This is a genomic window from Phyllobacterium sp. (genome assembly GCF_037994425.1).
In the GTDB taxonomy this organism is placed as follows: domain Bacteria; phylum Pseudomonadota; class Alphaproteobacteria; order Rhizobiales; family Rhizobiaceae; genus Phyllobacterium.
Genome location: NZ_JBBNAM010000219.1, coordinates 1 through 14,441, shown reverse-complemented (window position 1 = coordinate 14,441; position 14,441 = coordinate 1). Strand labels below are relative to the sequence as shown.

16 protein-coding genes are annotated in these 14,441 nt (G+C 58.6%); 3 read left to right on the top strand and 13 right to left on the bottom strand.

Features of this window, described 5'->3' with window-relative positions; all coding sequences use genetic code 11:
- From AAAB35_RS15390 to AAAB35_RS15335, 12 genes are all read right to left on the bottom strand, one after another.
- Positions 1–750 (bottom strand): ATP-binding cassette domain-containing protein (locus tag AAAB35_RS15390; protein WP_340669160.1); only part of this gene is annotated, 750 nt, incomplete at its 3' end.
- On the bottom strand, positions 747–1,388 hold the full coding sequence (locus AAAB35_RS15385; RefSeq protein ID WP_340669158.1) for an ABC transporter permease: 642 nt from the start codon (positions 1,386–1,388) through the stop codon (positions 747–749). The genes AAAB35_RS15385 and AAAB35_RS15390, both read right to left, overlap by 4 nt.
- Before the next feature lie 4 nt (positions 1,389–1,392).
- Positions 1,393–2,010: an ABC transporter permease gene (locus tag AAAB35_RS15380; protein WP_340669157.1), complete on the bottom strand. Its 618-nt coding sequence runs from the start codon at positions 2,008–2,010 to the stop codon at positions 1,393–1,395.
- A 107-nt stretch (positions 2,011–2,117) separates the two neighbouring features.
- Positions 2,118–2,999: a glycine betaine ABC transporter substrate-binding protein gene (locus AAAB35_RS15375; protein WP_340669156.1), complete on the bottom strand. Its 882-nt coding sequence runs from the start codon at positions 2,997–2,999 to the stop codon at positions 2,118–2,120.
- Between the two features lie 388 nt (positions 3,000–3,387).
- Positions 3,388–4,722: an MFS transporter gene (locus AAAB35_RS15370; RefSeq protein ID WP_340669155.1), complete on the bottom strand. Its 1,335-nt coding sequence runs from the start codon at positions 4,720–4,722 to the stop codon at positions 3,388–3,390.
- Between the two features lie 40 nt (positions 4,723–4,762).
- Positions 4,763–5,551 carry a benzoate diol dehydrogenase BenD gene (gene benD, locus AAAB35_RS15365; RefSeq protein ID WP_340669154.1) on the bottom strand — a complete coding sequence of 263 codons (789 nt, stop codon included), beginning with the start codon at positions 5,549–5,551 and terminating at the stop codon, positions 4,763–4,765.
- Entirely contained in the window at positions 5,548–6,573 is a 1,026-nt protein-coding gene (benC, locus tag AAAB35_RS15360; RefSeq protein WP_340669162.1) for a benzoate 1,2-dioxygenase electron transfer component BenC, read from the bottom strand. Before benC ends, benD begins: the two co-directional genes overlap by 4 nt.
- Before the next feature lie 41 nt (positions 6,574–6,614).
- A complete protein-coding gene (gene benB / locus AAAB35_RS15355; RefSeq protein ID WP_340669153.1) occupies positions 6,615–7,103 on the bottom strand; it encodes a benzoate 1,2-dioxygenase small subunit in 489 nt (162 codons plus the stop codon).
- Positions 7,100–8,458, bottom strand: a complete 1,359-nt coding sequence (locus AAAB35_RS15350) for a Rieske 2Fe-2S domain-containing protein (RefSeq protein ID WP_340669152.1) — start codon at positions 8,456–8,458, stop codon at positions 7,100–7,102. The genes benB and AAAB35_RS15350 overlap by 4 nt, the downstream gene beginning before the upstream one ends.
- Before the next feature lie 100 nt (positions 8,459–8,558).
- Positions 8,559–9,497, bottom strand: coding sequence for a catechol 1,2-dioxygenase (gene catA, locus AAAB35_RS15345; protein ID WP_340669151.1), 939 nt, complete (start codon positions 9,495–9,497; stop codon positions 8,559–8,561).
- Positions 9,498–9,566: 69 nt separating this feature from the next.
- Positions 9,567–9,857: a muconolactone Delta-isomerase gene (catC, locus tag AAAB35_RS15340; protein WP_340669150.1), complete on the bottom strand. Its 291-nt coding sequence runs from the start codon at positions 9,855–9,857 to the stop codon at positions 9,567–9,569.
- A 10-nt stretch (positions 9,858–9,867) separates the two neighbouring features.
- On the bottom strand, positions 9,868–11,049 hold the full coding sequence (locus tag AAAB35_RS15335) for a muconate/chloromuconate family cycloisomerase (RefSeq protein ID WP_340669161.1): 1,182 nt from the start codon (positions 11,047–11,049) through the stop codon (positions 9,868–9,870).
- Positions 11,050–11,213: 164 nt separating this feature from the next.
- Here AAAB35_RS15335 and AAAB35_RS15330 point away from each other — a divergent pair, with 164 nt between their 5' ends.
- A complete protein-coding gene (locus AAAB35_RS15330) occupies positions 11,214–12,149 on the top strand; it encodes a LysR family transcriptional regulator (RefSeq protein ID WP_340669149.1) in 936 nt (311 codons plus the stop codon).
- Between the two features lie 87 nt (positions 12,150–12,236).
- Here AAAB35_RS15330 and AAAB35_RS15325 read toward each other — a convergent pair whose 3' ends face one another.
- Entirely contained in the window at positions 12,237–12,992 is a 756-nt protein-coding gene (locus AAAB35_RS15325) for an IclR family transcriptional regulator (RefSeq protein ID WP_340669147.1), read from the bottom strand.
- A gap of 154 nt (positions 12,993–13,146) precedes the next feature.
- On the opposite strand from AAAB35_RS15325, the gene AAAB35_RS15320 reads away from it, so the two are divergent.
- Positions 13,147–13,854: a 3-oxoacid CoA-transferase subunit A gene (locus AAAB35_RS15320; RefSeq protein ID WP_340669146.1), complete on the top strand. Its 708-nt coding sequence runs from the start codon at positions 13,147–13,149 to the stop codon at positions 13,852–13,854.
- On the top strand, positions 13,851–14,441 hold a 591-nt coding region (locus tag AAAB35_RS15315), incomplete at its 3' end, for a 3-oxoacid CoA-transferase subunit B (protein WP_340669145.1). The genes AAAB35_RS15320 and AAAB35_RS15315, both read left to right, overlap by 4 nt.

Below are 14,441 nucleotides of genomic sequence, written 5' to 3'. Positions count from 1 at the left end.
AAACAGGCTCAGCCGCTTGATGGCGCGATCTATGCCGACGAAATTCTCGACGAAACCATCGGCAGGATGCGACAGGACCGTCTCGGGTGTGTCATATTGGACAATCCTGCCACTCTTCATGATGGCGATGCGATCGCCCAGCCGAATGGCCTCGTCGAGATCATGGGTGACGAGCACAACGGTCTTGCGCACCCGTTGCAGGATCTGGCGAAACTCCGCCTGGAGGCGTGTGCGGGCAATGGGATCAATCGCGCCAAAAGGTTCGTCCATCAAAAGCACCGGCGGATCGGCGGCGAGTGCGCGTGCGACCCCGATGCGCTGGCGTTGGCCACCGGAAAGTTGCCGCGGATAGCGTTTTAGCATTTCACGCGGATCAAGTCCGACGAGATGCAAGAGTTCCTCGGTCCGACTTTTGATTCTCGTCTCGGCCCAGCCGAGCAGTTTCGGCACAGCAGCGATGTTCTGGGCAATGGTCATGTGTGGAAACAACCCGACCTGCTGGATTACATAGCCGATATGACGACGCAGCTGCACTGGATCAACCCTCGTGACGTCCTCGCCGTTGACAATGATCTTGCCTTGCGTTGGTTCGATCAGCCGGTTGATCATCCGCATGGTCGTCGTCTTGCCGCAACCGGACGGACCGATGAGCGCCGTCGTTGTCCCTTCCGGCACGACGATCGACAGGTCGTCCACCGAAGCGGGACCGCCTTGCGTAAAGCGTTTTGTTACATGGGCCATGGTGATCATGCGGTCGATCTTTCTGCAAAGAAGATTCTTTCGGCAAGGCCAAGAATGAATTCGGTCGAAAGCGCCAGAAGGGCGATCGGAATGGCTCCGACCAAGAGCCGCGACATGTCCATCATGCTGATGCCGACGGCGATAAAGTCGCCAAGCCCGCCACCGCCAATGAACGGCGCCAACGTCGCGCCTGCCAGCACTTGCACGGCGGCCGTGCGCGCGCCGGCGAACATTGCCGGTGCTGCGAGAGGAATGCGAATCTTGCGCAGGACCTGGCCACGGCTCATGCCCATGCCCGTCGCAGCTTCAACCGCATCGGGATCGACGTCGCGCAGGCCGATGAAGGCATTGATGAGGATCGGCGGCAGCGCCAGAACGGTCAGCGCCACGATCGACGGCCACAGGCCGATACCGAGCAGCGGCATCATGATGGCGAGGATTGCGAGGCTTGGAATGGTGCGCAAAGCATTGATCGTGTTGATCACGGCCATGGCGAGGCCGGCGCGATTGATGATGAGGATCGCAAGCGGCAAACCGATGGCGAGCGCGAAGAAAAGTGAGACGCCCGACATGACGAGATGCCGGCCAAGTGCCTGATAGAATTCGGGCTGGTTGTTGATGATCCACGCAAACGCAGTGCCCAGCATCGCTTCACCGCCCCCGAACCAGGCGTTTTTCCGCCTGGCTCAGAATGACGTCGAAAAATGTCGCCATCAATGCCGTCAGAATGCCGCCAACCAGGATTTTCTCCGTGTAGCTCTGATCGATCCCCATCATGATGATCGTGCCGAGGCCGCCGCCATCGATGAAAGCTGCCACCGTGGCAATGCCGATCACCGTGACAAGCGCGATGCGAATGCCCGAGACGATCAGCGGCAGTGCGAGCGGCAACTCGATATGGATGAGGCGCTGCCAGCCATTGTAGCCCATGCCGTCGGCCGCATCGATAACGTCGGCCGGAACGCCGCGCAACCCGGTCACGACGTTACGCAGGAGAATGAGCAGGCAGTAGGACGACAGTCCGACCAGGGCCGGCTTGGTTCCAAGGCCAAGCCAGGGAATGAGCAGTGCAAACAGCGCAAGACTCGGAATAACGAAAATGATGCCGGCCATTGTCAGGACCACGGCGTAGAGCTTCGGCCGGCGTGCGCAGATGATGCCGAGGAACATCGCAATTATGAGCCCGATCACGACCGATGAGACGGACAGGACGAGATGCTGCCAGGTCGCGGTGAGAATTTCGGGAATGTTCTGGGGCGCCCAGTTCAAGTGCCGTCCTGTCTGTATTGTCAAATCACGAATAACAGCGAAGATGCGATCACCTCCGCTGCCAGTTCAAATCACCGGCGAGGCGTTCGCCTTGTGCCGGGATGCAATCAGATGCCCTTTTCCTTGAGGAATTCCTCGGCGACTTCCTTCGGCTCCTTCTTGTCCCGCTCAACAGCTGCGTTAAGGGCGCGCATGTTTTCGTTGTTGAGGAGCGGGCTTATCTTGTTCAGGACTTCGGCAATCTTCGGGTTTTTGGCAAGGGCATCCTGGCGAACTACGGGCACGAGGTAGTAGGGCGGGAAAAGATGCTTGTCGTCGTCAAGCACGATGAGATTGCTGTCAGCGATCTGCCAGTCGGTGCTGAAGCCGTAGGACACGTCGATGTTCTTGCTGGTCAACGCGCTGTAGCGAATGCCGAGCTTGGCGAAGATACGAAAATCCTTGAAAGCGATGCCGTAGGTCTTTTTCAGGCCGGGCAGCCCATCCTTGCGTTCACCAAAGCCGCCTTCGGCACCGAACGAAAGCTCTTTGGATGCCGGACCGAGATCGGTCAGCGTCTTGAGCTTGTACTTCTCGGCCGTTTCAGGAAGCGTGATGATCGCATAGCCATTGTTGATCTGGGTCGGCTCCAGCAGCGTCAGTTGCAGGTTCTTTTCGTAGTAATCCTTGACGTCCTTGTAGATCTTGTCGGCCGAGCCCGAGAGATCGCCCTTGACCACAGCGGCCAAAGCCGTGCCGGTATATTCCGGATAGAGATCAATTTCGCCATTGGTCAGCGCCGAATGGGCAATCAGCGTCGCCCCGAGATTGAGCCGGCGTTCCACTGGTATTCCCGCCTTCTCCAACGCCTGCGCATAGATTTCGGCGACCACGAACTGTTCGGTAAAATTCTTGCTGCCAATTTTCACCGCTTGGGCGAAACTGGACGTCGCAGCCGTCAAAGCCACCAACACGCCAAAGCCGATCGAGGCTAGATTCTTCAGGCTCATGGATTTTTCCTGCAAGCTGTGGGATCTTTGCGATCCTACTGGTTTCGTTGTCGAATTCCCATGCTAGCTATCGCGAGCGCCGAGTCGCAGATGAATATTCCAATGTTTTCGGGTGAAGTAGAAATTATTTACCAATTTGTTGCAAGTGCCGTTTCGACCGGAAATATGGCAAGCACAGACAGCGTTACCGAAGCTGAATTGTTTCAATGGCCTTACTGTGGCTCGGAGGACTGATCCCTTGGCAATTGTCCATCTGGGTCACAAGCGTCCCAGCAGATAACAGAAAAGCTCAGAAGAAAGTGAAACCATAGGCTTCATATCGGAACAATGACGACCAACAGACGGGGTTAAGCCGACAGCTCCCCGCCTGCCATCACCGCCGGCTCACTCACGCAGCAGCGAGTTGCGCAGCGCTGGAGCGACGCGCGTTGCTGACTGCGAACACCAGCATAGCCAGGGCCGAAACAGCCGCAGGGATCGAGAAGATCAGGAAGTTCTGCTGGAGCGGAAATTCCTTCGCCAGGAGGACGCCGCCAAAGGTGGGGCCAACAATTGCACCTATGCGGCCAACGCCCGAGGCCCAGCCAAGGCCCGTTGACCGCACGGAAAGATTATAGAGTTGCGCCACGCTGGCATAGAGCAGGATCTGCGTGCCGATTGTGCTGGCGCCGGCGATAAAGACCATCAGGAACAAAAGCGCCGCCGGCAAATTAAGGCCGATCAGGGCGATCGCAACCGCGGCAGCGGCAAAAAACCCGACAACAACCTTCGGCAGGCCCAACCGGTCACCGAGCCAACCGCCGGCAATGGCGCCCACCATACCACCAAAGTTGAGCGAAAGCAGGCTCAGCAGGCTGGCCTTTTCGGCGTAACCGGCTTCCTGAAGCACTTTCGGCAGCCAGGACGACAACAGATACACGAGCAGCAGGCAGCAAAAAAACGCGATCCACAGCATGAGCGTGCGCAGGGTGCGCTGATGCCGGAACATTTCTGCAACCGACGCCGACGCGCCCTTTATTTCGGAAAAGACCAGCTTGTCGTTACTGCCCAGACGCGTCGAAGGCGCGATCTTCGCGTAGATCACTTTTGCCTGCTCCTGGCGTCCCTGGCCGATGAGGAAGCCGAGCGATTCGGGCAGTTTCCACAAGATGAGCGGAAACATCATGAGCGGGATCGCGGCAATGAAGAACATCGGCTTCCAGCCGAATTGCGGGATCATCGCAATTGCGAGGCCTGCCGCGACCATCCCGCCAACCGAGTATCCGGAGAACATGAGCGCGACCATGGTGCCGCGAAGGCGTTTGGGCGCATATTCGTTCATCAGCGCCACGGCGTTCGGCATCAGACCGCCGCAGCCAAGCCCAGCAAGGAAACGGAAGACTTTGAACTCACCCGGTGAACTGGCCAAGCCGGTCAGAAGCGTCGATACGGTAAACATCAGAAAGCTGATCGCAATGCCCTTCTTTCGCCCGATCTTGTCAGCCAGCGTGCCGAAAATGAGGGCACCAAACATCATCCCGAACAGCGCCCAAGCCTGCAGCGTGCCGGCCTGCGGTTTACTCAGCCCCCATTCCGCCATCAGCGTCGGCAGCACGGTACCGGCGACGAAAACGTCGTAACCATCAATGATCAGCAGCAGCGCGCACAGCGCAACCACCGACCACTGAAAACTCCCGAACGGGTTGTTGTCTATCGCTTCATTGACATCGATGTTGCGCATCATCACTCCTCCCGAGTCGTTACGCATTGAAAGCAAAAGGCCCCTAGCCGAGATCGCCTCCGGCGACGGGCAGCACGGTGCCGGTGATAAAGGATGCCTCCTCGGAGGCCAGGAACAGAATCGGCGCGGCCTGCTCATCAATGCTCCCGTACCGCTTCATAAAACCGGACTGCGTCACCTGCCGAACGACATCGGCCATCCAGGCCGTCTCCTCTGGCGTATCGCCGGCAGCGTTGCGCGGGACACGGCGCGACGGCGCTTCTGTTCCGCCCGGCGCCGTGGCAACCACACGGATGTTTCGTTCCGCCAGTTCCATCGCCAGCGACTGGGTGATGGCGTTCACGCCGCCCTTGGCAGCAGAGTAGGGCACGCGGTGAATGCCGCGTGTGGCGTTTGAGGAAACGTTGACGATCGTGCCGCCGCCACGTGCGAACAGATGCGGTAGAACAGCGTGACACCCGTAGAGCGTCGGCATTAGGGAGCGACGTATTTCGGCGTCGATCTGCTGCGGCTCGAACTGGGCATAGGGACGCATGCGGATCGCGCCGCCGACATTGTTGATCAGTATGTCAATGCCGCCGAAGGTCTCGGCAGCAAAACGCATCGCCGCCTCGGCGCCTTCATAGGTTTCAAGGTCGGCATGGAAGGCCGCCGTTTCGTCCCCCCTTGCCTCGGCGGCGACCTCGGCGAGGAAATCAGCGCGGTCAACGAAGACCACCTTGCCACCCTCCTTGGCGGCGCGCAGCGCCACAGCCCGACCGATCCCCTGGGCGGCACCCGTGACGACGAGCACTTTTCCCTTGAACCGGCCTGCAAAGCGCACCGTGCTCACGCAGCCTCCTTTGCCGCCGTGTTGGGCGTGAACTTCTCATAGTGAAAGCTGTTGGGCCTGACGGCGTTGTCATCAAAATACTTGCGCACCGCGTCGACCATTGGCGGCGGACCACACAGATAGACGTCGACATCGCCCGAATTCAGCGCCTCGGCTGGCATATGCTGCGTCACCCACCCCTTGCGTGGATGGCTGGAGGCCGTTTCGGCCACGACGGTGGCGTAGGTGAAATTGGGCAGCCGCTTCACGTAGGCCTCGATCTCATCGACGAGCACCAGGTCGAGATCGCGGGTGACGCCATAGATGAGATGAACCTCTTGCTGTGAATTCTCGCGGGCCAGCACCTCCAGCATGGACAGGAACGGTGCAAGACCGGTACCGCCGGCAAGAAACAGCAGTGGAAGCCTGACCTCACGAAGGTAGAAACTGCCTAAAGGCCCCGTCAGCTCCAGCTTTGCGCCGATTCCGGCGCGCACCAGCCAGCTGCTCATGACACCCCCGGGGATTTTCTTAATCAGAAAGGCGATGCGACGTTCGCCAGGCGCACTACTGAAGGAATAAGACCGGTGCTGCGCGCAACCAGGCACGTCAATATTGACATATTGGCCGGGAAGAAATGCAGGCGCATCGGCATCCACCTCCAGTTCCAGTACAATTGCCGCATCGTTGTGCGGTGTCACCTTTGCCACTGTCGCGGCGAATTTCCCCTGCCCCGTCTTGCAGGCGACAGAGCTCGTCGGTACAGCGATGACACAGTCGCTCGACGGCTTCATCTGGCAGGTGAGGACAAGACCAGCTGCCGCCTCGTCGGTGGTCAGCGCATCGTCGATAAAGTCATCGCCGAGGTCGTAGGCGCCGCTTTCGGCGCGGCACTTGCAGGTGCCGCACACGCCGTCGGAACAGTCCATCGGCAGGTTGATCTTGTTACGGAAGGCGGCATCGAGAACCTTCTCGCCGTGGTTGCATTCGATGAAACGGGTAACGCCGTCCTCGAAGTTGAATGCGATGCTGTAGCTGGCCACTTGAACCTCCTCAATAGTCCCGCTTCCTTGAGCGACGCCTGTCAAACGTGATAGACGTCGATGACCTGGCGAATGTAGTCATTCTTCAAAACGATCTTCTTTTGCGCGATCAACAGCTGCCCGTCGCTGATGCGCAGCGTGACGAACATGGTGCCGAAGAAGGTATCGGTGACCTTGTAGCGATGGTTGAGCGTGTGGAAGTTGTAGCGGACGTCCACTTCCGCATCGCGTTGGGCCAGCACCTCGACATTCGTGACATTGTGGCTGGTGCGGGGCTCCGGCATCGAAGCGCCGGAACGTTCGGTCTTGATCCGGAACACCCGGTCTTCAAGGCCCGCCCGGTCAGGATAGTAGATCAGCGAAATCTGGCTTTGCGGGTTGTCGGTCAGCTGGTCGTCATCATCCCAGGCCGGCATCCAGTACGACACGTCGGGCGCATAGCAGTCGAGCCATTCGTCCCACTGGCGGTCGTCTAAAAGGCGCGCTTCCCTGAAAAGGAACGCGCAAATGGATTGGTAGGAAATACTCATGCGTCAACTCCGTTCTTCTCGATAACGAGCGCGTCGCGCATCACCTTGGCCCAGTATTCGTGCTGGCGGACAAACAGCCCCTCGTCTTCACTGCGCTCGCCCGAAAGGAGCGGCTCGATCCCCATTTTTCTTGCGTTCTCATCTGGACCGTCGATCCACAGCGGCGCGCCCCGCGAGAGGTCGTTCCAGAGCGCGGCAGTGCCGGCATACCCTGCCTGGCAGGCACGGAATTCTTCGAGGTCATCGGCCGTTCCCATGCCGGAAACATTGAAGAAATCCTCATATTGCCGAATACGCAGTGCGCGGTCTGCTTCGCTTTCGCCCTTTGGGGCAAAGCAGAAGATGCTGATCTCTGTCTTGTCGACGCTGATCGGGCGGGTCACGCGGATCTGGGTACTGAACTGGTCCATGAGGAACACATTCGGATAGAGGCACAGATTTCGGGTCTGATTGACAATGAAATCCGCCTTGTCAGCGCCGACGCGTGCAAGGATCTCATCGCGGCGATTATAGACCGGGCGCACTTCCGGATTCTTCGTGTTGGTCCAAAGCAGAATGTGGCCATTTTCAAAGCCGTATACGCCCGCGACGGACCGGCTCCAGCTGTTAGCGTCGACAGCCTTCGTACCTTCCTCCTTGCGCCGACCCATCGTTGCCGAATAGTTCCAGTGGACGGAGCTGACGTGATAGCCGTCGCAGCCGTTTTCCATCTGCAGCTTCCAGTTTCCGTCATAGATGTAGGACGAATTGCCTCGCAAAACCTCCAGTCCCTGCGGTGCCTGATCGACGATCTGGTCGATGATGACTTTCGTCTGGCCGAGGTAATTCTCGAGCGTTTCCACGTTCTCGTTGAGGCTTCCAAACAGGAAGCCGCGATAGCTCTGAAACCGGGGCACGCGCTTCAAGTCGTGCGAACCGTTCTGGGCGAACTGGGGCGGGTATTGCGTTGTCTTTTCGTCCTTGACCTTGAGCAGCTTGCCTGTGTTGGCGAAGGTCCAGCCATGGAAGGGACAGGTGAAGCTGCCCTTGTTGCCGTGCTTGCGCCGGCACAACATGGCACCGCGGTGGGCGCAGGCGTTTATGACAGCATGGAGTTCCCCGTTCTTGTCGCGGGTGACGACAACCGGCTGACGGCCGATATAGGTCGTGTAGTAATCGTTATTTTCCGGTATCTGGCTTTCATGGGCGAGATACACCCAGTTGCTTTCGAAGATATGCTTCATCTCCAGTTCGAACAGGGCCGCATTGGTGAAGATGTCGCGGCGGCAACGGAATATCCCGGCCTCGCTGTCGTCCTGTACCGCCGTGGCGAGCAGATGCTCAAGTTCCTTGGAATTATCGATATTCGCAGACATGGTCTCTCTCCCGCTCATGGCGCATCGCGCGACGCGGCCATTGCAACAATGTCGATGAGAATGAAGAGCGGTGGCCGGTTCGGGCCACCGCAGCGATCAGTCAAGCGGCAGCGCGCTTGCGCTGCTCGTTGATCTGGTTGTCGATGCCGTTCACCAGCGCTGTGAGATGAACGTCGAACTCGATTTCGGCGAACGGTCCGCTGAGACTGTTGGCCTTGATGCTGGCCTCGTCGGTACGCTCCGTGATGGCCGGAACCAGACCGTCGCGGGTGGCGTAGGCGAAGTCGTCATTGACGAGCGGATCGCCGGCGATGTTGATCTGAGTCGTCAGCTTGCGGTGACCCTCGGCACTGATAAAGAAGTGGATATGGGCGGGCCGCTGGCCATGGCGGCCGAGTGCGGACAACAGCCTTTCGGTGGGGCTGCCCGGCGGCACGCCATAGCCGTGCGGTACAATGCTCTGGAACTTGTAACGGCCATCGGCGTCAGCGATGATCGTACGACGCATATTGAACGGCGCCTGCTTGCCGGTCGGATCGAAATGCGAATAGAAACCGCGCGTATCACAGTGCCAGACTTCGACCTTGGCGCCAGGAAAGGGCTTTCCATCGGCCCCGTAGACGCGGCCGTGCATGATCAGCGTGTGGCCGTTGGCGTCGGTCCCGTCGTCGAGACGGGCGAACCCGTGCGAAACCGGCGCACCGGCCACATAAAGCGGACCTTCGATCGTGCGCGGCGTGGCGTTCTTTATACCGAGTTCCTCGTCGATGGCGTCGAGGCGTTCATCAAGGAAGTGGTCAAGACCGAGGCCGGGCGAAATGAGGCCGGCTTGCCCGGCGGCACCGATCTCATTGAGCCATGCGATACCGGTCCAGTATTCGTCGGGCGTGATGTCGAGATCGTCAATGGCTTTGAACAGGTCGGACATCAATCGGTGAACGATCTCTTTGACCCGCCGATTGCCGCTATCCTTGTCCAAACCGCTGAGAACCTTGAGAAAGTCTTGAATTTCCGGTTTGTCGAAGATCTTTGCACTCATGATCATTCCTCCTCTAGACTGCATGGGGATGCCGGCGTGACCCCGCTCAGGAACGCCGCTGACTATGGTTTAGCTATCGTCCTCGCGGACCGACGAGGGGTGCCGCACCAGCGGCGTCACTTCGATGTCCATGAACCGGAACAACGGCAGCCCCGACAAAATCTCGTGCAACTCCGTATTGTCCTTGACGTCGAAAATACTGTAGTTCGCGTACTGGCCGGCTATGCGCCAGATGTGGCGCCACTTGCCGCTTCGCTGCAGTTCGAGCGCATAAGCCTTTTCCCGAGCGATGATTTCGGTCGCCTCCGCCGCGGGCAGGTTATCTGGAATATTGACATCCATTCGCACATGAAAAAGCATGGTCGGCTCCTTACCTGGCAACGCTGATTGTTTTGCGCAGGCCATCGCGAACGAAGAACGCCGCGCGGTCCTCATCGAGTTCGATGCCCAGTCCCGGTCCATCGGGAACGGTCAATTCGAAATCGCTATAGTCCAGTGACGTAGCAAGAATTTCTTCCGTCAAAAGCAACGGCCCAAACAGTTCCGTGCCCCATTTTAGGTTGGCGAAAGTGGAAAACACCTGCGCTGATGCCACCGTACCGAAAGCGCCTTCGAGCATTGTGCCACCGTAGAGTTCGATGCCGGCCGCGTCGGCGATCGCCGCCACACGCTGCGCATTGAAGAGGCCGCCGCTTTGCTCGATCTTGACCGCGAAAACGTCGACGCCATGGATCCTGGCAAGCTCGAAGGCGGATTCCGGTCCCTGGAGGGCCTCGTCTGCCATGAGCGCCACTGGGTAGCGGCGCACCAGCCGCGACAGCGCCGAGACAGAGGCGACGGGCTGTTCGACCAGTTCGCAGCCGGCATCCGCCAGCGCCGCCATTCCATAAGCGGCCTCGGTCTCGCTCCAGGCCATGTTCACATCCACCCGCACCGCGCCCCGTTCGCCCAGCGCGCGCTTGATCGCCGCCACATGCTCCAGATCCTCGCGAAGCGGCCCTGCGCCGATCTTGAGCTTGAAGATATTGTGCCTGCGTATATCGAGCATTCTTTCCGCTTCAGCGATATCGTTGTCCGTGTTGCCAGACGCCAGCGTCCAGACGACCGGCAAGCGCTCGCGGCGACGTCCACCTAATAATTCGCTGACCGGCAGGCCCAGACGCTTGCCATGGGCATCGAGGAGAGCCGTTTCCACTGCGCACTTGGCGAAGCGGTTTTCCTTGACCATCTTGCCGATGCGCGCCATCAGCGCCTGCACGCGGGTTGCATCCTGACCGGTCATGATCGGCGCGAAATAGCTGTCGATGGCCAGTTTCATCCCTTCGGGACTTTCGCCCCCGTAGGCCAGGCCACCGATTGTGGTGCCTTCGCCAAAGCCGACCACGCCGTCGCTGCAATACACCTTCACCAACATGAGGGTTTGGCCATTCATCGTAGCAACTGAGAGCTTGTGGGGACGGATGGTCGGAAGATCAAGCAGGAAGGTGTCGACCCGTTCAATGACCGGGGCGAGATGTGAAGTTGCGGCAAAGGATGCAGACATCGTTTTCATGAACGCCATTATGCGTTCGCAAGACGACCGAGGTCCAAGACCATTTGCGTTTGCTACCATACCCAAAAGGTATATAGTGAAAAATATCGTTTATTATTCTTGGATTGTGCGCCGCAGCATACCAAAATTATTGCATTGATCCAGCCCATTCGAATGGTCGAGACATGGACCTACGCCAACTTCGCTATTTCGTCGCCGTGGCGCGCGAGCGCAATTTTACCCGCGCCGCCGACATTCTGCACATCGCGCAGCCGCCGTTGAGCCGGCAAATTCAATTGCTGGAGGAGGAGTTGGGCGTTGCCCTCCTGACGAGAAAAAGCCGGCCGGTGCGGCTGACCGAGGCCGGGCGCCTTTTTTACGAACAGGCGATGCAGGTTCTCGGCAGGGTCGAGCAGATGCGCGAGGCAACCCGCCGTGTCGGCCTCAATCAGAACAGTGTGCTGTCGATTGGCTTTGTTGCCTCAACCCTTTACGGGGGGCTGCCCTCGCTGGTTCGCAAATTGCGCCAGCATGCGCCGGAACTGGACATTCAACTGCTCGAAATGGTGTCGGTACAGCAGATTCCCGCACTCAAGGAAGGGCGCATCGATATCGGTTTCGGCCGGCTGCGTCATAGCGATCCCAATGTGGTCGGAATCGTGCTGCGCGAAGAGCGTCTGGCCGTCGCAATCCCTCTGGGAACGCCGCTCGCACAAGATCAGTCGCCTTTGCCCGTTAGCGCACTCGCCTCGCAGAAGGTGATCGTCTATCCCAAGGAGCCTCGACCCGGTTATGCCGATCAGGTTCTCAATCTGCTGCACAGCTACGATGTGCGTCCCTCCGAAGTCCATGAAGTGCGGGAAATCCAAACGGCGTTGGGCCTTGTCGCTGCTGAAGCGGGCGTGTGCGTTGTACCATCCTCAGCGCGCCAGTTGCGCTCGGACGTGCACTACAGAATGATCGAAGGTGAACGGGCAACCTCCCCGGTGATCCTCAACCACCGTGTTGGCGACAATTCACGCTACATTGTCATGATCAAGCAGCTGATCGAGGAGATGTATGCCGAAGATCCGCCCTGGCTTGGAATCGAACACAATCTGCCTATTCGCCCTTCCCTCTAGGCGATTTGGAAGCAACCTTGGGCTTGCTTCTGGCCGAAGCAAGGCTCGCCATAGGCTTGACGTTGCAAGATGAACGCAGCGGGATGGTCATGCCAGGGACAAGCGGATGCCGTCTGATGCCGACATGAGCAAAGGCAGAAATTTTTCCACCATCTCTTCTGGTGAGACGTGCGCGGCAGGCGCGCCGACGTTGAGCGCGGCGATCGTCTCACCCTTTCGGTTCTGGACCGGTACAGCAATCGAACAAAGGCCAAGCTCAAGTTCCTGGTCGATCAACGCATATCCTCGCTCCCGAACCCGGACGAGTTCGGCTAGCAGCCTGTCAATGTCGATAATGGTCTTTTCGGTGTTCGCACGCAGCTCGGTACGCATGAGGGTGTTCATCGCCACGCTTTCGGGCAAAGCGGCCAGAAGCACTCTTCCCATCGACGAACAATACGCCGGCAGCCTGCTGCCGGGGTTCAGATTGATCGACATGACGCGACGGTGCGAGGCACGCGCGATGTAGACGATCTCGGTATCGTCGAGGACTGATGCCGAGGAGCTTTGTCCTGTCTTTTCGGAAAGCTCGTCGAGATGAGGCTGGACCAACGTGGTGAGCGGCGTTGCGGAGAGGTAGGAGTGTCCCAGCCTCAGAATCCGCGGCGTTAACGTGAAGAACTTGCCATCATAGTCGGCATAGCGCAGGTCCACGAGTGTCAAAAGCGACCTCCTGACCGTTGCTCTGTCGAGTTCCGTTCGCTTGGCTACATCAGCAATCGACAGGCGGCGGTCATGCTCCCCAAATGCCTCGATGACCCGAAGTCCTCGAGCAAATCCGCTAACAAAATCTGTTTCTTTCATTGCTCTGTCCTTCGGTTCGGCGCCTTGATGCTGTGCGATATATGAACAAATCTCAATTATCGCACAATTTATGTTGCTGCAAGACCGCAGCGGCTTTATTGAGACAGCTCAAGGCGCGGCCGGCTGCGGTGCGTGCATCGGCTAGGAGAGCCATATGGACAAGACGCAAAGGAGCGCGGCGCAAGCCGTCGCCGCGATCGGGGATGGTGCGACTGTCATGATTGGCGGGTTTGGTGGCTCCGGTGCACCGATCGAGCTCATCCATGCGCTGATCGACAAGGGACCGAAGAACCTCACGGTCATCAACAATAATGCTGGCAACGGACGCATCGGCATTGCTGCGATGATCGATGCCGGCCTGGTCAAGAAAATGATCTGCTCGTTTCCGCGCTCGTCGGACCCGCGCGCGTTCACCGAAAAGTACCTTGCAGGTGAAATTGAACTCGAACTCGTGCCGCAGGGAACACTTGCCGAACGCATTCGGGCAGGCGGTGCGGGGATACCTGCATTTTACACCCCGACAAGCTTTGGCACAGAATTGGCTAAAGGAAAGCCGATCGCGCAGTTCGATGGGCGCCACTATGTCCAGGAGCGGTGGCTTAAGGCTGATTTCGCGATCGTCAAAGCGCACCTTGGCGATATCCACGGCAACCTCACCTACAACAAAGCTGCCCGCAACTTTAATCCCTTGATGTGCATGGCGGCGGGAAAGACGATCGTGCAGGTCTCAAGGATCCTTCCCCTTGGCGGCATTGATCCCGAGCATGTCGTCACGCCTGGCATCTTTGTCGACACGGTTGTCGAAATAAGCAATCCCCAACAGGAAGAAGCGCTCATTCGCGCAGGAGTAGCCTACGCATGACCCTCGATACCCGTGAAGACATCAAGCTGACGAACGCGCAAATCGCCTGGCGTGCGGCGCAGGACATAACGGACGGCGCTTATGTAAATTTGGGCATCGGCTTTCCGGAAATGGTTGCAAAATATCAGCCCGCCGGCCGCCAGGCCATCTTCCATACCGAGAACGGAATTCTCGATTTTGGTGAGGCTCCTGAAGCTGGCCAGGAAGATTGGGACCTGATCAATGCAGGAAAGAAGGCCGTCACCCTTAAGCCTGGTGCAGCGTTCTTCCATCATTCAGACAGCTTTGCCATGGTCCGGGGCGGGCATCTCGACGTTGCCATTCTCGGAGCCTACCAGGTGGCCCAGAATGGTGACCTCGCAAACTGGCGCGTCGGCAAGAAGGGCGTGCCTGCCGTCGGCGGTGCAATGGACCTCGTCCACGGCGCCAAGCAAGTGGTTGTCATTACGGAGCATGTCACGAAGAACGGAGAGCCGAAGCTCGTCGAGAAGTGCACCTTTCCCCTGACCGGGGTCGGCTGCATTACCCGCATCTACACCAGTCACGCAGTCATTGACGTCGTCGATCAGCGTTTCGTTCTGCGCGAA

What these genes read in the sequence shown, in the direction of transcription:
- AAAB35_RS15350 (WP_340669152.1), bottom strand. Translation starts at nt 8,458, where the DNA reads ATGTCTGCGAATATCGATAATTCCAAGGAACTTGAGCATCTGCTCGCC.
- AAAB35_RS15325 (WP_340669147.1), bottom strand. Translation starts at nt 12,992, where the DNA reads ATGAAAGAAACAGATTTTGTTAGCGGATTTGCTCGAGGACTTCGGGTC.
- catC (WP_340669150.1), bottom strand. Translation starts at nt 9,857, where the DNA reads ATGCTTTTTCATGTGCGAATGGATGTCAATATTCCAGATAACCTGCCC.
- catA (WP_340669151.1), bottom strand. Translation starts at nt 9,497, where the DNA reads ATGAGTGCAAAGATCTTCGACAAACCGGAAATTCAAGACTTTCTCAAG.
- AAAB35_RS15375 (WP_340669156.1), bottom strand. Translation starts at nt 2,999, where the DNA reads ATGAGCCTGAAGAATCTAGCCTCGATCGGCTTTGGCGTGTTGGTGGCT.
- AAAB35_RS15320 (WP_340669146.1), top strand. Translation starts at nt 13,147, where the DNA reads ATGGACAAGACGCAAAGGAGCGCGGCGCAAGCCGTCGCCGCGATCGGG.
- benB (WP_340669153.1), bottom strand. Translation starts at nt 7,103, where the DNA reads ATGAGTATTTCCTACCAATCCATTTGCGCGTTCCTTTTCAGGGAAGCG.
- AAAB35_RS15330 (WP_340669149.1), top strand. Translation starts at nt 11,214, where the DNA reads ATGGACCTACGCCAACTTCGCTATTTCGTCGCCGTGGCGCGCGAGCGC.
- AAAB35_RS15370 (WP_340669155.1), bottom strand. Translation starts at nt 4,722, where the DNA reads ATGATGCGCAACATCGATGTCAATGAAGCGATAGACAACAACCCGTTC.
- AAAB35_RS15335 (WP_340669161.1), bottom strand. Translation starts at nt 11,049, where the DNA reads ATGAAAACGATGTCTGCATCCTTTGCCGCAACTTCACATCTCGCCCCG.
- AAAB35_RS15385 (WP_340669158.1), bottom strand. Translation starts at nt 1,388, where the DNA reads ATGCTGGGCACTGCGTTTGCGTGGATCATCAACAACCAGCCCGAATTC.